This is a genomic window from Pseudomonas sp. LY-1 (assembly GCF_053502595.1).
The window spans coordinates 4,615,295-4,633,377 of sequence record NZ_CP094353.1 but is presented as its reverse complement, the minus strand read 5'-3'; the positions used below and the strand labels follow the sequence as shown (position 1 = coordinate 4,633,377).

The window sequence follows — 18,083 nt, the reverse complement described above, 5'->3', positions numbered from 1 at the left end:
CCTGGGAAACGGTAGATAAGCAGGTAAAACGACCGGATGCCCGCTAAAGCACCTTTGGCACTATAGCGGTATGCGGTCTTGACTGGACGTTTGCTGTTTAGCTGAACTTGCCGCTGATGTAATCCCCGGTCATTTGTTCGCGCGGGTTATCGAAAATCTGCGCCGTTGGGCCCATCTCAACCAAATAACCGGTGCGCGTGCCCTGGGAAATATCAACCGAGAAAAACGCCGTCGTGTCCGCAACACGGATGGCTTGCTGCATATTGTGGGTGACCAGGGCGATGGTGTAATCCTTCTTCAGCTCAACCATCAACTCCTCGACCCGGCGCGTCGCGATCGGGTCGAGTGCCGAACAGGGCTCATCCAGCAACAGCACTTCAGGTTCGGTCGCGATGGCGCGAGCGATACAAAGCCGTTGTTGCTGGCCGCCGGAGAGTGACAGGCCGCTGACCTTGAGCTTGTCCTTGACCTCATCCCACAGCGCCGCGCCTTGCAGGGCGTGCTTTACACGGTCTCCCAGGTCGCCTTTGTAGCGATTGAGGCGCAGGCCAAACGCAACGTTGTCGAAAATGCTCATCGAAAATGGGTTCGGCTGCTGAAAAACCATACCGATGTAACGCCGCACGACCACCGGGTCAACGCCCTTGCCATAGACGTCTTGCCCAAGGAAATGCACGTGCCCTTCAAACCGAAAGCCTTTCACCAGATCGTTCATCCGATTGAGGCTACGCAGCACGGTACTTTTGCCGCAGCCAGAAGGGCCGATGAAACCGGTGATCTTGTTTTTTTCGATCGGCACATGGCTGTCACGTACCGCCATGAAGTTGCCGTAGAAAATTTTGTCCAGCTTGCAGTCCATGACGACAGGCGCCTGGGTGACAAACGGAGCGGCTATTTGCGCAGTTGATACGTTCAAAATTCAGATGCTCCCGTTCTCAATACTTGGGCTTGCCGAAAATGCGGCTGACAATATTCACGACCAATACGATCATCACCAGCACCAGCGAGGCTGCCCATGCGAGCTCGAGTTGGTTGTCGAAGGGCATACCGGAGAAGTTGTAAATCAGCACGGCAAGCGATGCCGTCGGATTCATGACTGCCAGGCTGCCGTCGTGAAAAATCCAGTAGTTGCTGAACAGCGCGGTAAACAACAACGGCGCGGTTTCGCCCGCGGCGCGGGCCACGGCGAGCATGACGCCCGTCAGGATTGCCGGCATGCCGGTAGGCAATACGATTTTCCAGATGACCTGCGAGCGGGTACAGCCCATGCCGTAGGCCGCATCCTTCATGATTTTAGGCACCATCCTCATCGACTCTTCAGCCGTCAGCACGACGATGGGCAACATCAGTACCGCCAGTGCCACGCCACCCGCCGGTGCTGAATAGGTACCGGTGGTCATCACCACCAGCGCGTAGGCAAACACCCCGGCCAGAATGGATGGCAGGCCCGTAAGCATCTTGGCGGCAAAGCGCGCGGCGTTTGCCAGCTTGCTGTCTGGCCCCAGTTCCGCCAGAAAAATGGCCGCCATGATGCCGACCGGCACTGCGATTGCCGCCGCGATACCGACCATGACGAAGGTGCCTGCCATCGCGTTGCCGAAGCCACCGCCGGTCTCGAAACCGGTTGGCGGCAGTTCGGTGAATACCTCCAGGCTCAGGCGTGCCCCTCCGCGCGTGATCAGCATGTAGAGCACGGAAATCAGCGGCACGCTGGCCAGTAGAGCACCACCCCAGACCAGTGTGGTCAACACCAGGCTGCGCAGGGCGCGGCCTTCAAACTTGCGCTGCAGGCTTGGTAAAGCGGCTGTAGAGGAAGTGATGTCAGTCATCATTTAGTACCACGTTGGGCATAGACCATGATCATGGAACCGATGATGTTCACCAGGAGCGTGATAAACATCAGTACCAGTGCGGCGTACATCAATACTTCGATTTCGTTCGGCCCGGCTTCGGGGAAGTTCAGCGCCAACAAGGCCGCTAGCGTATTGGCCGGGGCAAACAGAGAAAGAGAGATGTTGTTCGCGTTGCCCACCAGCATGGCCAGCGCCATGGTTTCCCCCAGCGCGCGACCCAGGCCGAGGACCAGGGAGCCGAAAATACCGGTGGCAGCGGATGGCACCATCACCTTCAGAATCGCTTCCCAATGGGTCGTCCCCATGCCGTAGGCGGCTTGCTTGGTTTTCATCGGGACACCGGTGAGGGCGTCCTGCGACACGGCCGCAATGGTCGGCAGAATCATGATGGCCAGTACCAACGCCGCAGGAAGCAGCCCCGGCCCGCTCAAGGTCGTGCCAAAAAAAGGTATCCAGCCCAGTTCGCTGTTCAGCCACGCCGTAAGCGGGCGAATCGTCGGGATCACCACGTAAATCCCCCACAGGCCATAAACGACGCTGGGGATGGCCGCGAGTAATTCGACGATGGTTCGAAACACGGCTGCCAGCTTCGCCGGCAGGAAATCCTGGGTCAGGAAAATCGCCATACTGACGCCGAAAAAGCCTGCGATCAGCAACGCGATCAGGGCGCTGTAGAGCGTGCCCCAAATGGCCGGCAAAATGCCGTACTTGCCTTGGTTAACGTCCCAGACGCTGCCGAGAAGCACATCAAAACCGTGCTTTTCCATGCCTGGAAGGGCCTTGCGTCCCACCTCGAATACCAAGGCGAAGACCAACGCCAGAATCAGAATCACCCCTATTCGTGCGAGCGCACGGAAGGTGCGATCAACCAGGAAATCCTTTGCAGAGGGTGGCTGGCAGGCAGAATCCTGGTTAACCGGTACGACAAAAGGTGTGCTCATTGGCTAACTCCGGAACAAGGGGGAAACGCTCCCGGTATGGCTGAGCGCGCATACCGAGAGAGGCCTCACGTGCGTTACTGGATGTTGGCGGATGCTTTGCGAACCTCATCCACAACCGATTTCGGCAGCGGGATGTAACCCATCGAGTCGGCGATTTTCTGCCCTTCGGTCAGGCTGTATTCGACCATTTCGCGCATCGCCTTGGCCTTGGCCGGGTTCTCGTTGTGCTTGCGGAAGATCATCCAGGTGTAGGACGTGATCGGGTAGGACTTGGCGCCGTCCGGATCCGGCAGCCAGGCCACCAGGCTTTCCGGCATTTTCACTGCCGCGAGGGCCTCGGCACCGCTTTCTGCGTTAGGGACAACGTACTTGCCGGCCTTGTTCTGCAGTTGGGCAAAGTCAACCTTGGCCAGCTTGGCGAAACCGTATTCGATATAGCCGATAGCGCCCGGAGTCTGGCGCACGGTCGCTGTCACACCATCGTTCTTCGGCGATTTGATGAATTTGTCGCTGGCAGGCCAGTTGACAGTGTTGCCTTCACCCAAATCTTTCTGGAACTGTGGGTTGATCGTCGCCAGATGCTTTGTGAATACCGCAGTGGTACCGCTGGAATCTGCACGCACGACAACGGTGATCGGCATATCAGGCAGTTTCAGGCCCGGGTTGGCAGCAACGATTTTCGGGTCGTTCCACTTGGTGATCTTGCCCAAGAAGATGTTGGAGTAAACGTCGCGTGGCAATTTAAGTTCTTTAGGATTGCCCGGCAGGTTAAAAGCCAACACGATTTCACCTGCCGTCATCGGCAGCAACTGCACGCCTTCGGCAACCTTGGCGATATCTTCGTCTTTCATTGCCGAGTCACTGGCGGCGAAATCGACGGTTTTGTTCAGGAAGTCCTGCACCCCGGCGCCACTGCCCTTGGATTGATAATCCACAGTGACACCTGCGGTTTTCTTACTGAAATCCTTGAACCAGGTCAGGTAGATCGGTGCCGGGAAACTAGCGCCTGAGCCGCTCAGACGAACGCTTTCCTCAGCAAAAGCCATGGAACTTGCACAAAGAGAAACCGCAACGGCGAGTGCAGCAGATTTCATCAAATTTTTCATCGAAGGAACTCATTGTGATAACGGGCTCCCGAACTCTGCAGCACTTTCGTTAAGCTTTTATGAAAGTTGAATGGCGGGTCGCGCCAATCGTGCCAGGCGCTAGGGCCTGGCCGTTGTGCATTAGGTGGTCTAGCCTTGTTTCGCCCTTTGCTTTTTGGGGGAGGGGCTGAGGGGGCAAAGTCTGAGCCTTGCCCGCTCCTGACAGACGATCAGAAAGGGGAGTGATGGCCTCTGGCAAAGCCCAGGCCGCCGCACCTAGACCTTGAAACGCTCCACCAGCCGTTCCAGCTCATGTCCCAGCCGCGCCAGCTCGTTACTCGACGCGGCGGTTTCCTCGCAGGTGTTGGCCGTCTGGTCGGAGATGTCGCGAACGTTGATCACGCTGCGATTGATCTCCTCGGTGACGGCGCTTTGCTCTTCCGCCGCCGTCGCAATCTGCTGATTCATGGCCTGAATGATCGAGACCTTGCTGGTGATGTTCTCCAGCGCGCTGACGGCACGGTGAGTGCATTCCACGCTGCTTTCGCTCAGCAGCAGGCTGCTTTCCATGCCCGAGGCCACGGCTTGGGTGCCGCTTTGCACACCGGCGACCAGGCTCTCGATTTCTTCGGTGGAGCTTTGGGTGCGCAGGGCGAGGTTGCGCACTTCGTCGGCCACCACCGCAAAACCACGGCCGGCCTCTCCGGCGCGGGCGGCTTCAATCGCGGCGTTCAGCGCCAGCAGGTTGGTTTGCTGGGCGACGGCTTTGATCACATCTAGGACACCGCCGATTTTATCGCTCTGTTCCTGGAGGTAGCGCACAGCGTCTGCCGACTGGTTGAGTTCTGTCGCCAGGCGCTGGATCTGCTCGATGGCTTCACCCACGATCTGCTCGCCCTCGCTGGCTTGCTGATCGGCGGCCGACGCAGCGACGGAAGCTTCCTCGGCGTTGCGTGCGACGTTGTGGACGGTGGCAGTCATCTCGTTCATTGCGGTGGCGACATGATCCGTTTCGGCTTTCTGGGTGCTGATCCCCGAATTCGTTTGCTCGGTCACCGCCGACAGTTGTTCGGCCGCGCTGGCAACCTGAATGACGCCGGATCGAATGCCATCGATCAGCTCATGAAGGTTGAGCATCATCTGCTGAAGGCCCGACTGCAGTTGGCCCAGCTCATCGCGCCGGGTCACCGTCACATGCTCGGTCAAATCGCCCCGGGCAATGCGGTTCACCGCCTGGAGTGTGTGTTGCAGTGGATTGACGATTTGCCGTGTGATCACCCATGCGGCGAGCGCGCCCAGCAGCAGCGCCAGGGTCGCGACGAGGCTCAGCGAGGCCTTGGCGGACGCGGCATCGGTATCGCGTTTGGTGTTTTGCGATTCAATCAGCTTTTGTGTGGTGTCGAGCAACACGTCGCCCAACTGGCCCATCCGTTTAAACAAGGGCGCCTGGTCAATGTTGGGGGTGGCCAATTCATGCAGCAGTTGCCCGTACCCTTTGACTGCATTTTCCTGCTGTTGAATCAGGTTTTGATCCTGTGGGTCGACGAACGTATCCCCGATACTGTCCAAGTGGGCTGCGAGGCGATCCAGGGTTTGCTGCAGCGGTTGATAGGCATCCGGTTGGGTGCTCGTACCGATGCGTAGGCGAATGATTCGCAAGTCTTTGGTGTAATCGCTGACCTGAGCAATTTCCTCAACCTTGAGCCCGCGGTCGGTCAATGTCACCACTGCGTACCAGCCGGTCGCGGCCAGCAACAACGCAAGCCCCAGTACCAGGCCGAATCCCAAACTTAATTTAGCACTGACTCGGATATTGCTGATCCAGCCGAACATATGGACTCCAGTGAGTAACTCAGGTTGATTGATCCTTTATCACCTGAATGTCGACCATCCCTCCCAATGCTTTAGCACTAGTGTGACGGTCAGGCTGATCCAGATGGCAAATCGGGCCATGTATGAAAAATATCAGGATGCGAGGGAGATTGATTGGCGGTGCGACTGAAAGGATACAGCTCCACGTCTGTCGGGCGTTGGCGGAGTTGTCGGCTATTCAACTAAGGTGGCTTTTTCGACACGCGTAGTGCGGCTTTGTACTTTAGTCGAATATTCAGCTGGCCCGAGTTCTGGCGGGCGCTGTTTTCGGCGCGCGAACGACCGAAAAGAGTGCAGGGCCGTACTGATAAGTCTAGATCTTGATCGCTTTTTTCAGATAGGAAAACAGCTGGTCCTGGCAGGCCCTGTATTGATTTTCAAGGTGTTCGACTTCCCACATGCGAGCCAGCCATACCTCATCACAGGCCGCTTCCAAATGATTGACAGTTGTCATCCAGGCGGTTTGGGCGTTAGCCGTCGCTTGGAGTAATTGCAACAGCTCCTCATTTATCGGAAGGGTATTCGGTGAAGAGGGGATGGGCGACATTCAAAGTACCGGGAATCAATTTTAATAGTGGATGGTTTTTCTATTACACACTATAAAACGCTGTCCGCGAAAGGCAGTATTCGACTAATGGCTAACGGGTGAGGCGGTAAAGTTCAATTCCTTTGGGACGCCTATTCATGCGATTTATAATGTTGCGCGCGCACTTATAGTATTTTCTCGGATTAAGCCAGTGATTCGATTCAGCCGATAAGTTGGATATTTATTTAGCCTTTATCTAATAACGTGCCGCGCGGGTACTTGTATCTTGGTGGCCCGGGTGATCAACGGTTGCCACGATGGCCCGCCAATGCCCACGCCTGCCAGGCACGACCGAAGCGTGACGTTGAACCCTGACAGGCGTGTTTCAGGCACGCCTGGAAAGTCGGGAATCCGCGCTCACGATCCAAGCGCTTTGACCAGCAGGGCCACCGCCACCAGCATCGACACGGCGGCAAATCCGCGTTGCAAGTGCGGGCCTGCCAGCCGCGCCGCGATCAGGCGCCCGCCGGCCATTCCAAACAAGGCGCCCACGGAGAACGGCAGGGCCACGGCCCACTGCAAATGCCCGGCCGCCGAGCTGGCGGCCACGCCGGCCATCGACACCAGCGCAATCACCGCCAGCGACGTCGCCAGCACCGACTGCGCGGTCAAATTGGTGTAGCGCTGCAGCGCCGGCACCATCACAAAGCCGCCACCCACGCCGAGCAACCCCGAAAGCCCGCCCGCGATCACGCCCGACACCGTGAGCGCCCAGGCGCACGGCGCCGTCCAGTTCAGCTTGCCGCGTTGGGCGTCCAATACGCAGGGCGGCGGTTTGGTCGCGACGGCGGCCTTCGACGCCGGGGACGGCGGCAACGACCGTTTGAATACCCGGAACGCCACGTACATCAGCACGCAGGCAAACAGGATCGTCAACGGACGATTCGGCGTGCGCTGCGCCAACCACAGGCCCAGCGGCGAGCAGATGATCCCGGCGGTGGCGATCAATAGCGCCGCCTTGTAGCGGACGGTGCCGTTTTTCAGGCCCATCACCGCGCCCAGCGTCGCCGCCAGGCCCACCGCCAACAACCCGATGGGCCCGGCCTCGGCCATGCTCAAGCCCGCCCCAAACACCAGCAACGGCACCGCGAGTATGCCGCCGCCGGCGCCGGTCAGGGCCAGAATCACGCCGACTGTCAGCCCGAGCAGTAAGACGATGATCATCTCAGTCTCCTTGCGTTCAGCGCTGATTTCATTGGTCGGTCAACTCGGGTTTCGCCAGCCATTCGCGGCCCTTGAGCATACCCTTCCAATACAGCGGCGGAAGAATCCGCTCTTTGAGCAGCCACGCCAGCCGGGAAGGGCGGGTGCCGTCGATCAGCCATGACGGGAAGCTGGGAGCGACCTTGCCGCCATAGGTGAACTCCGCCAGGACGATCTTGCCGCGCTCCACCGTCAGCGGGCAGGAGCCGTAACCGTCGTACTGCGCGCAGCCGTTGGCCTTGCCCATGGCCGCCAGCACGTTATGCGCCACCACTGGCGCCTGCTTGCGCGCGGCGGCCGCGGTCTTGGCGTTGCTTGTGTTGGCCGCGTCGCCCAGCGCATGGATATTGGCAAAGGTTTTGTGGCGCAGCGTGGCGGGGTCGACATCGATCCAGCCGGCCGCGTCAGCCAACGGGCTGACCCGAATGAAGTCCGGCGCGACCTGCGGTGGCACCACATGCAGCAAATCAAACTCACGGGTCAGCACACGGGGGCTGCCATCCGGGTTCACGCCGCTGAACGTGGCCGTCCGCGCCGGGCCATCGACGCGGGTGAGGGTGTTGCCGAAATTCAGGTCGATGCCGTAAGCGGTGACGTATTCCATCAGCGCGGGCACATAGTCGGGAACCCCGAACAGCACCGCGCCGGCGCTGTAGAACTCGATCTCGACGGCATCCAGCACACCGCTGCGTTTCCAGTGGTCGGCCGATAAGTACATGGCTTTTTGCGGCGCCCCGGCGCATTTGATCGGCATCGGCGGCTGCGTGAAAATCGCCCGGCCACCCCGCAGTTGCTGGACCTTTTCCCAGGTATAAGGCGCCAGGTGATACAGGTAATTGGAGGTCACGCCGTTGCGGCCGAGGGTCTCCGACAACCCCTCGATGGCATGCCAATCGAGCTTCAGGCCGGGGCACACAATCAGTTGCTCGTATTTGACGACCCGGCAGCCATCCAGAATCACCGCATTTCGCTCAGGTTCGAAAGCCGCCACCGCCGCCTTGATCCAATGCACGCCGCGGGGCAGGGTGGTGCCCATGGTGTGCGCCGTTTGGCGCGCATCGAACACCCCCCCGCCGACCAGCGTCCAGCCGGGTTGGTAGTAATGCACATCGGCCGGATCGACGATCGCAATGTCGAGCCCCGGCGCGCGGGCCAGCAGGCTGGAGGCGGTGGCGATACCCGCCGCGCCGGCGCCGATGATGACCACGGTATGTTGTGCTTCGGCCACTTCGACCGGCGTGCGGCCCTGGTTCGCGATCCGCCGGATCACGCCTTTCATATCGAAGCCGGCTTTTTTGGCGCTTTCGACGATGTGCGGCAGGTCGTGCTGACCTGCTTGCGACAGCGCCCACATCGTTGTCGAGCGCATCCCGGACCGGCAATAAGCCAACACCGGCTTGGGCAGCGTTTCCAGCAACTCGCCGAAGGCAATCCCCTGCTCGTCGGTGACTTTGCCCGACTCGGCGGGAAGGTAGTGCGCTTCGATGCCGACCGCGTCGGCGGCGCGTTTGATTTCGGCAAACAACGGTTGGTCACTGCCTTCGCCATCGGGGCGGTTGCAGATGACGGCACGAAAGCCGGCGGCTTTCAGTTCGGCCAATTGGCTGGGGAAAATCTGTTCTGATACTGATAAAGCAGGCGCAAGGCGGCGGATATCCATAAGTGTCTCCGTTATGGGTATTTTTCTTATGATTTTTTTAGGGTGGGGGAATGTCAGGCGACGTTGAGTGGAATTTTCAGGTAGCGAATCCCGTTCGATTCAGGCTCGGGCAAATGCCCGGCTCGCATGTTGACCTGGACCGAGGGCAGGATCAGGGTCGGCATGTCCATCGAGGCATCCCGCTTGGTACGCATCGCCACGAACTCCTCCTCACTGATGCCATTACGCACATGCACGTTCTGCTCGCGCTGTTCGGCAACGGTGCTGACGAATTGCACCTCGCGGCCGCCCGGCTGGTAGTCGTGGCACATATACAGCAATGTATCCGCCGGCAGGCTCAACACTTTGTTGATTGACTGGAACAGCGTGCGCGCATTGCCGCCGGGGAAGTCACAGCGGGCGGTGCCGTAGTCGGGCATGAACAGCGTGTCGCCGACGAAGGCCGCCGTTTCGCTGCCATCGCTGACGACATAAGTCATGCAGGCCGGCGTATGGCCGGGTGTATGCAGTGCGGTGCAGTGCAGCGTGCCAATGCTGAACGACTCGTCGTTGATGAACAGGTGATCGAACTGACTGCCATCGCGGGGCATATCGCTACCGGCATTGAACAGCGTACCGAAGACCTTTTGTACCGTCGAAATCTGGCTGCCGATGCCGATCTTCCCGCCGAGCTTTTCTTTCAGGTAGGGCGCGGCGGTCAGGTGGTCGGCGTGGACGTGGGTCTCGAGAATCCACTCGACCTGCGCATTCAGCTCGCTCACCCGTGCGATCAGGCGGTCGGCGGACGTGGTGGCGGTGTGGCCGGATTTAGGGTCGTAATCCAATACGCTGTCGATGATCGCGCAGTGGAGGGTGGTCTCGTCCAGTACCAGATAGCTGACGGTGTTGGTAGCAGAGTCGAAGAAGCCTTCGACGTGAAGTTTGACGCGCATGAACTGTCTCCTTAGGGGGGGCTTTTTTTCGAGCCGCTTAGACTAAGGACTGACATAGCAATAAGTTTGCCAGGCCATGGTTTTGCCGAAATAGCCTAATATCCAATTGATTTTATTGGGCTTTGTGTTTCTGTATAGGGGTATTCAGGCCTGTATCTGGGGGATTCTTCTGCCATTGGCAGTGCCTTGACAGAGGTGGCAGTGCCACAACAGGATGGAAAAATGGATTCCAGGAGCCATGATGAAGACTTTTCTGCCTACCCCAGCCAACGCCGTCCCACACCCGGATCAAGTGCAGTCGCTTGTTTCGTTTCTGGAACACGAACCCAATCCGATGATCGTGCTCGATCCGGACTACAACATCCTGGCAGCCAACACGGCCTATCAGCGCCAGTTCGGCAGCGCTGACAAACCCTTTATCGGCCATAAGTGTTATCAGATCTCACACCATTACGACGTCCCTTGTGACCAGGCGGGTGAGAATTGCCCGATGAAGAAGGCCCAGGAAAAGCGCGGGCCGGATCGTGTCTTGCACATCCACCACACGCCTCGGGGGCCTGAGCATGTCGACGTCGAATTACGGCCGATCCTCGACGAACATGGGGCGATCACCGCTTATGTTGAGCGCCTGACGCTGGTGCGCAGCGCCTCGGCGCGGCCGAGCAACGAAGGGCTGGTCGGCTGTTCACCGGCCTTCAACCTTGCCCTGTCGGAACTGCAGCGGGTGGCGCCGTCCATGCTGCCGGTGCTGCTTCTGGGCGAGTCGGGTACCGGCAAGGAGCTGTTCGCGCGCGCCGTCCATGAAACCAGCGAACGGGCCAGCGGGCCGTTTGTCGTGGTGGATTGCTCGGGCTTGACCGAAACACTCTTTGAGAGCGAGCTGTTCGGCCATGAAAAAGGCGCCTTCACCGGCGCCATCAGCCGCAAGCCCGGTTTGGTCGAAACCGCCCAGGGCGGCACATTGTTCCTGGATGAGATTGGCGATGTGCCGTTGGCCATGCAGGTCAAACTGTTGCGCCTGATCGAATCGGGCACCTATCGCCGGGTCGGCAGTGTCGAAACCTTCCACGCCAATTTCAGGTTGATTGCCGCCACCCACAAGCCGCTGGAAAAAATGATGGAAAAAGGCGAGTTCAGGCAGGACCTGTACTACCGCATCAGCGCCTTCCCCATTCATTTGCCGCCCTTGCGCAACCGGGTAGAAGACATCGCCTTGCTGGTGAATTCATTCCTGCAACGGCGTGGTGCCGGCAAACGTCGACTGACCATCGATGCCGAAGCCCTGGCAGCCCTGCAGCAGTACTCATGGCCAGGCAATGTGCGTGAGTTACGCAACGTCCTGGAAAGGGCGAGCCTGTTCGCTGACGATGGGGTCATCCGCGCCATCCATTTACCCCAGGCCACCGTGGCGCCGCCACCTCAGGCTGCGCCTGCGCCTGCGCCTGCGGCTTCGACGCCGTTCGACGGCAGCACACTGGCGCAGGCCCTGGCCACATTCAAAGGCACCCGCAGTGAACTGGCCAAGCACCTGGGGATCAGCGACCGGACCTTGTACCGGCGCCTGAAGGAACAAGGCCTGGCCTAGCCCTCTACGACTGCCAGTGACTGCCAAGCTGCCAGACTGGCAGCGTATTGACCAGCAGCGGTGCGCCAGGGCTACCGCTAAAAAACCAATAACCAATTGTTTTATAACGATAAAAATAGAAGATCTGGCTTTGGCATGCCCTGTGCTTACTGCATAGACATGACTATTTCCGACAAACGCCTACTACGCCATCTACTCACCGCGGTGCTGATCAAGCTCGTGCTGCTGAGCGTGCTGTGGTGGCTGTTCATCCGGGATTCGCACGTCAGTGTCGACCCGAACATCGTCGGCAACCGTTTCGGTGTACCCACCTCGACTCAAGGGGCAAGCAAGTGATCTCAGAACAACTGGTGGATTTGTCACGGCTGCAGTTCGCAGCTACTGCGCTTTACCACTTTCTATTCGTACCGCTGACGGTTGGCATGGTCTGGCTGCTCGTCATCATGGAAAGCGTCTATGTGATGACCGGGAATGTCATCTGGAAGGACATGACGCGCTTCTGGGGCAAGTTATTCGGCATTAACTTCGCCCTGGGTGTGACAACCGGTATCACCATGGAATTCCAGTTCGGTACCAACTGGGCGTACTACTCCCACTACGTGGGCGACATCTTCGGTGCGCCGCTGGCCATCGAAGGCTTAATGGCGTTCTTCCTCGAATCGACCATGATCGGTCTGTTCTTCTTTGGCTGGGATCGCCTGAAGAAAGAGCACCACTTGCTGGTCACGTTGCTGATGGCCATCGGTACCAACCTGTCGGCGCTGTGGATTCTGATCGCCAATGGCTGGATGCAGAACCCGGTGGGCTCGGAATTCAGCTACATCACCATGCGCATGGAGATGGTCGATTTCTGGGCGGTGGTGTTCAACCCGGTCGCCCAGGCCAAGTTTGTACACACGGTGTCGGCCGGTTATGTCACCGGTTCGATGTTCGTGCTGTCGATTTCCAGCTGGTACCTGCTCAAGCGTCGTGATGTCGAGTTTGCCAAACGCAGCTTCCGGGTGGCGGCGGCGTTCGGCCTGGCGTCGGTGCTGAGCGTGATCGTGCTGGGGGATGAATCGGGTTACACCGTGGGTGAGGCGCAGCAAACCAAGCTGGCGGCCATGGAAGCCATGTGGGAAACCAAACCCGCGCCGGCGGGCCTGACCTTGCTGGCCAGCATCAACGAAGCCGAGTCCAAGAATAACTGGGAAGTCGATGTGCCGTGGGTGATGGGCCTGATCGGCACACGCTCGATCAGCAAGCAGATTCCTGGTATTCACGACATCAAAGCGAAAAACCGCGCGCGCATCCTGCGTGGCATTACCGCCGTCAATGCGCTTGAAGCCCTGCGGGCCGATCGCACCGATAAGGCGGCGTTCGATACCTTCGAAGAGTACAAAGCGGACCTCGGCTTTGGCCTGCTGCTGAAAAAGTACGTTGAAGACGTCAACCAGGCCACGCCGGAGATCATCGACAAAGCGGTGAACGATACCGTACCGCACGTGACCCCGATGTTCTGGTCGTTCCGGGTCATGGTCGCGATGGGCTTCGCCATGCTGCTGCTGTTCGGTCTGGCTTTCTGGAGCACCTTGCAGTCGGCCTGCACACGCCGCCGCTGGCTGCTGCGTTGGGCCCTGTGCATGCTGCCTGCGCCTTGGCTGGCCTGTGAGTTGGGCTGGTTCGTCGCTGAATATGGCCGTCAACCCTGGACCATCTACGGCGTGCTGCCCACTCACATGAGTGTTTCCACCCTTAGCGTCAATAACATCTATGGCTCGCTGGCAGGATTCGTCGGTTTCTACACCGTGCTGCTGGTGGTTGAAATGTTCCTGATGGTCAAGTTCGCCCGCCAGGGGCCGGGTAGCCTCGGAACCGGCCGTTATGCCCACGATGCCAACATGAAGGAACTCCACCATGTTTGATTACGTCACCCTGAAACTTATCTGGTGGGCACTGGTCGGCGTACTGCTGATCGGCTTCGCCATCATGGACGGCCACGACATGGGCGTCGGCACCTTGCTGCCCTTCGTCGGCCGCTCGGACGTGGAACGCCGCGTCGCGATCAACACCGTGGGGCCGCACTGGGACGGCAACCAGGTGTGGTTCATCACCGCGGGCGGGGCGTTGTTCGCCGCGTGGCCGGTGGTGTACGCCACCGCGTTCAGCGGGTTCTATTGGGCGATGATTCTGGTCCTGTGGGCGCTGTTCTTCCGCCCGGTGGGGTTTGACTATCGCAGCAAGATTCACAATGCCAAATGGCGCAGCACCTGGGACTGGGGCCTGTTCATCGGCGGCGCCGTACCACCGCTGGTGTTCGGCATCGCGTTCGGCAACCTGCTGCAAGGCGTACCGTTCCACTTCAGTAACTTGCTGGTATCGACATACACCGGGAGTTTCTGGCAATTGCTGAACCCCTTCGCCCTGCTGACCGGTGTGGTGAGCAGTGCAATGATCACCCTGCAAGGCGGTACCTACCTGGCGCACCGCACTGAAGGCGTGATCCAGGCTCGCGCCATCAAGGGCGGGGTTGGCGCGGCGCTGGTGCTGATGTGCACATTCGTCATTGCCGGGGTGTGGTTGCAGTCGATCGACGGCTATCGCATTACCTCGGTGGTGGACATCGCCGGGCTGCCGGACATTCTCAACAAGACCGTGGTACGCGAAGCCGGCGCCTGGATGGCCAACTATGGTCATTATCCAGCGCTGTGGCTGCTGCCTGCGCTGGGCCTGGCGGGCGCCGCCGGTGCCGCATTGTTGATGCTGATGCGCCGTACGCTGGCTGCGTTTGTCGCCTCGTCGCTGGCAGTGGTCGGGGTGATCAGCACCGCTGGTGTGTCGATGTTCCCGTTCGTCATGCCGTCGTCGACCGTACCGGCGGCAAGCCTGACCGTGTGGGACAGCGTGGCCAGTCATCTGAGCCTGGCGATCATGTTCTGGGCCACGTTGATCTTCATGCCGCTGATCGTGATCTACACCTCGTGGGCCTATCGTGTCATGCGCGGCAAGGTCACCGTGGCACAGATCAAAGCCAACGAACATTCGGCCTACTAACGCCATCAGAGGAGCAAAGACTATGTGGTATTTCGCCTGGATGCTGGGAGTCGGTTTCGCCTTGTTGCTGGCCATATTGAATGCGATGTGGGGCGAGAACGAAGCGGGGCGTGCCCTGAGCGACCGTGAGGAGCCGCGGCCATGATGCCGCGTGTCGCCGAGGCTCCGGCGCCCTCACGCATTCACCCGCTGAGCTTGCTTATCGCGATCGCGATCATGCTGGTGTGTACGCTCTATCCGCCCCTGATGGCCACCCCGGACGGCAAAGCTGATCATGGGCTGGCAATGGCCTTGTTCGCGGCGATGAGTGTGGCCTTTGTGCGGGGCGTGGGGTTCGTGCCGCGTGCGCGCGTGTGGCGCTGGCTGTTCTCGGGCTGGACCTGCTTTGCCGCGCTGGCACTGGCTGGCTGGTTGAAGTTCCTGCACTGAGAACGGACGATCCCGACGCCACCGTGGCGGCTCTGTGCGGCGCCGGGATCGTCGAGTCAACCTGTCGGTTGATTGAGCCTTAGTGGTTATTTGCTAGAAAAAGCGCGGAAGTCTGTCCCTTTTTTTCACCTCGCCTGTCATTCCAGGTAAGTGAACAAAATCGAGAGCTTCCGCCCATGCCCGCCGTCCGCCCCTTGCTCAAACTGAGCCTGATGCTGAGCCTCAGCGCCAGCCCACTGTTTACCCCGATCAGCTATGCCGAAGACACCGCCACCCGCCGCAGCTACCAAGTGCCGGCCGGTAGCCTGGGTGCCGCGTTGACCCGTTTCGCCGGGTTGTCGGGGGTCAACCTGGCGGTGGACCCGGCGCTGGTCAGTGGCCGCGGTAGCAGTGGTTTATCCGGCGAGTACGCGGTGGAAGAAGGTTTTGCCCGCCTGCTGCAAGGTTCCGGCCTGCAACTGCAGCCGATGGGGGAGCAGGCCTACATGCTGGTGCCGGTGCCGCAGGGCAGCAGCCTGCAACTGGCGCCGACCGCCATCCTCGGGACCCGCAGCGAAGCCGACGGCGATATCTACGCCGGTGGGCAAGTGGCGCGACGCGGTTCGCAGGGCCTGCTGGGCTCGCGGGACTTCATGGACACGCCCTTCAGCATGACCACTTACACCCAGGCGGCAGTGAAGAACCAGCAGGCGCGGACGCTCGGCGACCTGATCGCCAGCGACCCGTCGGTGCGCGCCACCAACCCGGCCGGTGGGCGCTATGAACAGTTCACCATTCGCGGGTTCAGCCTGTTCAACAGTGATGTGGCCTACAACGGCCTGTACGGCGTGTTGCCGACCTACACCATCGACATGGAAATGGCCGACTGCGTCGACATCGTCAAAGGCCCCAGCCAATTGATCAACGGCATCTCGCCGCGCGGCAGTGTGGGCGGCGGGATCAACGTGGTGCCCAAGCGCGCCACCGACAAGGACATCAACTCGTTCACCGGCACCTGGGCCTCCGACAGCCAGGCTGGCGGCGCGGTGGACGTGGGCCGGCGTTTCGGCGAGGACAACAAGTTCGGCCTGCGCTTCAACGGCGTGAAACAGGCCGGCGACACTGAGTGGGATCACCAGCGTGTCGACCGTGAAATGGCCGTGCTGGGCCTAGACTTTCGCGGTGAGCGCCTGCGCCTTTCCAGCGATATCGGCCACACCGAGCGCGACACCAACGCCCCGCAGGAGCGCGTGCAGGTGGCCGCCGCGGCCCCGGTGCCAAGCGCCAACGATGTACGCCGCAACTACGCGCAGTCGTGGAGCAAGGCCAGCACCAACGACACGTTCGGCACGCTCAATGCCGAGTTCGACCTCAGCGATAACCTGATGCTCTACGGCGGTGTCGGCGCGCGCAAAAGCAACCACGACTTCCTGCGTCACGCCGTTTCCGTCAGCAACAGTGCAGGGGATTTCAGCGTGCAGCCGCGCGACTTCAGCCGCGATGAAAATGTGCGTACCGCCACGGCAGGCGTGCGCAGCGGGTTCCATACCGGGCCGGTGAGCCACGAGGTCAACCTGGCGGCCAGCTACTTCTACATGGACTTCACCAACGGCGGCGCACGCTATGCGGCGGCGCCGAGCAACCTTTACAACCCGGTGCAAACACCGACGCCGTCCACCGCCATCCGCCAGGATGCGCAGGTATACACCGAGAATAAATTCAGCGGCGTGGCGTTGTCCGACACCCTGGGCTTTTTCGACGATCGCCTGCTGCTGACCCTCGGCGCACGCTGGCAGCGGGTGAAGGTGGATGACTGGACCAACAACGTCAAAGGCGACACCGCCTACGACGAAGAAAAAATCTCGCCGTCCGGCGGCATCCTGTTCAAGGCCACCGACGCGCTGTCGCTGTACGCCAACTACCTGGAAGGCCTGAGCCAGGGCAAGGTCGCGCCTTCCACCTCGGTCAACGAAGATGAAATCTTCCCGCCGTTCATCAGCCGCCAGGTGGAAGTCGGCGCCAAATACGACGCTGGTGCGTTCGCCGTGACCGCCGCGGTGTTCCGCATCAAGCAACCGGCCTATGAAACCAACGGCACCTCGCGGGTGTTCGGCCCCAACGGCAAGCGCCAGAACGACGGCGTGGAACTCAGCCTGTTCGGCGAACCGCTCAAGGGCCTGCGCCTGCTGGGTGGCGTGATGTACATCGACAGCGAATTGACCCACACCACCAACGGTACGTTCGACGGCAACCGCGCCCCGGCCACGCCCAAGTACAACGTCAACCTCGGCGCGGAATGGGACGTGCCACGCCTCGAAGGCCTGACCCTGACCACGCGCGGCATCTACTCCAGCTCGCAATACCTGGACCAGGCCAACGCCAAGGAAATCGACGCCTGGAACCGCATCGACGTGGGCGCGCGGTATGCGTTCAAGGTCGATGACAAACACATCACCCTGCGCGCGAATGTGGAAAACGTCGCCGATAAACGCTACTGGAGCTCGGCGGGCGCGTCGGACGACAGCGAACCGGGGCTGACCTTGTCGACGCCGCGGACTTACCTGTTGTCGGCGACGGTCGACTTCTGACTGGCCGATCGTCTGTGTTTACTATCACGCGGCAAACCCAGCGTTCAGCGGCAATGAAGATCAATAACAAGGTTGTTTGAAAGTTTGAGCTTGATGCGCGTCGAGGAAAAACTTCGGCGCCAGGCTCTGATTGGCGAAGTGGCTAATTGCAATTAGCTGAATCCTTGGGTGTCGGCTTGGGGGCTTTAAATCAAGGCTTTCGCGGCTGTTTCAAGGCGGTCGCAGGCTATTCTTTTCAGTTTGTTTCCCCGCTTCAGGAACTAGCGCTGGAACTTCCAGTCGATTAACCCAGTTAACTCCGACTGCGGCGTGGCGAACTAATGGCATTTTATTTTTA

General features: G+C 59.9%; 16 protein-coding genes. 7 read left to right on the top strand and 9 right to left on the bottom strand.

The features are described 5' to 3' along the window. Window positions 1-97: 97 nt before the first annotated feature. The 9 genes from pstB to MOQ67_RS21065 form a co-directional block, all read right to left on the bottom strand. Window positions 98-859, bottom strand: coding sequence for a phosphate ABC transporter ATP-binding protein PstB (pstB, locus tag MOQ67_RS21105; RefSeq protein WP_017847588.1), 762 nt, complete (start codon window positions 857-859; stop codon window positions 98-100). Between the two features lie 76 nt (window positions 860-935). Then, window positions 936-1,829, bottom strand: coding sequence for a phosphate ABC transporter permease PstA (gene pstA / locus MOQ67_RS21100; protein WP_026140105.1), 894 nt, complete (start codon window positions 1,827-1,829; stop codon window positions 936-938). Continuing rightward, on the bottom strand, window positions 1,829-2,794 hold the full coding sequence (gene pstC / locus MOQ67_RS21095) for a phosphate ABC transporter permease subunit PstC (protein ID WP_026140104.1): 966 nt from the start codon (window positions 2,792-2,794) through the stop codon (window positions 1,829-1,831). The genes pstA and pstC overlap by 1 nt, the downstream gene beginning before the upstream one ends. Before the next feature lie 74 nt (window positions 2,795-2,868). Further along, window positions 2,869-3,900 (bottom strand): phosphate ABC transporter substrate-binding protein PstS, encoded by a 1,032-nt coding sequence (gene pstS / locus MOQ67_RS21090; protein WP_026140103.1) that lies wholly within the window; start codon window positions 3,898-3,900, stop codon window positions 2,869-2,871. Between the two features lie 255 nt (window positions 3,901-4,155). Then, window positions 4,156-5,712 carry a methyl-accepting chemotaxis protein gene (locus MOQ67_RS21085; RefSeq protein WP_017847584.1) on the bottom strand — a complete coding sequence of 519 codons (1,557 nt, stop codon included), beginning with the start codon at window positions 5,710-5,712 and terminating at the stop codon, window positions 4,156-4,158. 352 nt (window positions 5,713-6,064) lie between these two features. Then, window positions 6,065-6,298, bottom strand: coding sequence for a hypothetical protein (locus MOQ67_RS21080; RefSeq protein WP_026140102.1), 234 nt, complete (start codon window positions 6,296-6,298; stop codon window positions 6,065-6,067). 396 nt (window positions 6,299-6,694) lie between these two features. Beyond that, a complete protein-coding gene (locus MOQ67_RS21075) occupies window positions 6,695-7,501 on the bottom strand; it encodes a sulfite exporter TauE/SafE family protein (protein WP_017847582.1) in 807 nt (268 codons plus the stop codon). A 28-nt stretch (window positions 7,502-7,529) separates the two neighbouring features. Beyond that, the gene (locus MOQ67_RS21070) at window positions 7,530-9,200 is read right to left on the bottom strand and encodes a bifunctional protein tyrosine phosphatase family protein/NAD(P)/FAD-dependent oxidoreductase (RefSeq protein ID WP_017847581.1); all 1,671 of its coding nucleotides are present in this window, start codon (window positions 9,198-9,200) and stop codon (window positions 7,530-7,532) included. A 53-nt stretch (window positions 9,201-9,253) separates the two neighbouring features. Further along, complete coding sequence (locus tag MOQ67_RS21065) at window positions 9,254-10,132, bottom strand: MBL fold metallo-hydrolase (RefSeq protein WP_198718467.1); 879 nt, start codon at window positions 10,130-10,132, stop codon at window positions 9,254-9,256. A gap of 241 nt (window positions 10,133-10,373) precedes the next feature. Between MOQ67_RS21065 and MOQ67_RS21060 the strand changes: the two genes are divergently transcribed. From MOQ67_RS21060 to MOQ67_RS21030, 7 genes are all read left to right on the top strand, one after another. After that, on the top strand, window positions 10,374-11,717 hold the full coding sequence (locus MOQ67_RS21060; RefSeq protein WP_198718466.1) for a sigma-54 interaction domain-containing protein: 1,344 nt from the start codon (window positions 10,374-10,376) through the stop codon (window positions 11,715-11,717). A 159-nt stretch (window positions 11,718-11,876) separates the two neighbouring features. Beyond that, window positions 11,877-12,053, top strand: a complete 177-nt coding sequence (gene cydP / locus MOQ67_RS21055) for a cytochrome oxidase putative small subunit CydP (RefSeq protein WP_017847578.1) — start codon at window positions 11,877-11,879, stop codon at window positions 12,051-12,053. After that, window positions 12,050-13,621, top strand: coding sequence for a cytochrome ubiquinol oxidase subunit I (locus tag MOQ67_RS21050; protein ID WP_102618328.1), 1,572 nt, complete (start codon window positions 12,050-12,052; stop codon window positions 13,619-13,621). Before cydP ends, MOQ67_RS21050 begins: the two co-directional genes overlap by 4 nt. Then, window positions 13,614-14,750, top strand: a complete 1,137-nt coding sequence (gene cydB / locus MOQ67_RS21045) for a cytochrome d ubiquinol oxidase subunit II (protein WP_017847576.1) — start codon at window positions 13,614-13,616, stop codon at window positions 14,748-14,750. Before MOQ67_RS21050 ends, cydB begins: the two co-directional genes overlap by 8 nt. Window positions 14,751-14,772: 22 nt before the next feature. After that, window positions 14,773-14,895: a cytochrome bd-I oxidase subunit CydX gene (gene cydX, locus MOQ67_RS21040; protein WP_017847575.1), complete on the top strand. Its 123-nt coding sequence runs from the start codon at window positions 14,773-14,775 to the stop codon at window positions 14,893-14,895. Further along, entirely contained in the window at window positions 14,892-15,179 is a 288-nt protein-coding gene (locus tag MOQ67_RS21035) for a cyd operon YbgE family protein (RefSeq protein ID WP_017847574.1), read from the top strand. The genes cydX and MOQ67_RS21035 overlap by 4 nt, the downstream gene beginning before the upstream one ends. Before the next feature lie 176 nt (window positions 15,180-15,355). After that, complete coding sequence (locus MOQ67_RS21030; protein WP_448675550.1) at window positions 15,356-17,746, top strand: TonB-dependent siderophore receptor; 2,391 nt, start codon at window positions 15,356-15,358, stop codon at window positions 17,744-17,746. Window positions 17,747-18,083 lie beyond the last annotated feature (337 nt).

What these genes read in the sequence shown, in the direction of transcription:
- MOQ67_RS21085 (WP_017847584.1), bottom strand. Translation starts at nt 5,712, where the DNA reads ATGTTCGGCTGGATCAGCAATATCCGAGTCAGTGCTAAATTAAGTTTG.
- MOQ67_RS21030 (WP_448675550.1), top strand. Translation starts at nt 15,356, where the DNA reads ATGCCCGCCGTCCGCCCCTTGCTCAAACTGAGCCTGATGCTGAGCCTC.
- cydP (WP_017847578.1), top strand. Translation starts at nt 11,877, where the DNA reads ATGACTATTTCCGACAAACGCCTACTACGCCATCTACTCACCGCGGTG.
- MOQ67_RS21065 (WP_198718467.1), bottom strand. Translation starts at nt 10,132, where the DNA reads ATGCGCGTCAAACTTCACGTCGAAGGCTTCTTCGACTCTGCTACCAAC.
- MOQ67_RS21075 (WP_017847582.1), bottom strand. Translation starts at nt 7,501, where the DNA reads ATGATCATCGTCTTACTGCTCGGGCTGACAGTCGGCGTGATTCTGGCC.
- MOQ67_RS21070 (WP_017847581.1), bottom strand. Translation starts at nt 9,200, where the DNA reads ATGGATATCCGCCGCCTTGCGCCTGCTTTATCAGTATCAGAACAGATT.
- pstC (WP_026140104.1), bottom strand. Translation starts at nt 2,794, where the DNA reads ATGAGCACACCTTTTGTCGTACCGGTTAACCAGGATTCTGCCTGCCAG.
- cydX (WP_017847575.1), top strand. Translation starts at nt 14,773, where the DNA reads ATGTGGTATTTCGCCTGGATGCTGGGAGTCGGTTTCGCCTTGTTGCTG.
- pstA (WP_026140105.1), bottom strand. Translation starts at nt 1,829, where the DNA reads ATGACTGACATCACTTCCTCTACAGCCGCTTTACCAAGCCTGCAGCGC.
- MOQ67_RS21035 (WP_017847574.1), top strand. Translation starts at nt 14,892, where the DNA reads ATGATGCCGCGTGTCGCCGAGGCTCCGGCGCCCTCACGCATTCACCCG.
- MOQ67_RS21060 (WP_198718466.1), top strand. Translation starts at nt 10,374, where the DNA reads ATGAAGACTTTTCTGCCTACCCCAGCCAACGCCGTCCCACACCCGGAT.
- pstB (WP_017847588.1), bottom strand. Translation starts at nt 859, where the DNA reads ATGGACTGCAAGCTGGACAAAATTTTCTACGGCAACTTCATGGCGGTA.
- MOQ67_RS21080 (WP_026140102.1), bottom strand. Translation starts at nt 6,298, where the DNA reads ATGTCGCCCATCCCCTCTTCACCGAATACCCTTCCGATAAATGAGGAG.
- pstS (WP_026140103.1), bottom strand. Translation starts at nt 3,900, where the DNA reads ATGAAAAATTTGATGAAATCTGCTGCACTCGCCGTTGCGGTTTCTCTT.
- cydB (WP_017847576.1), top strand. Translation starts at nt 13,614, where the DNA reads ATGTTTGATTACGTCACCCTGAAACTTATCTGGTGGGCACTGGTCGGC.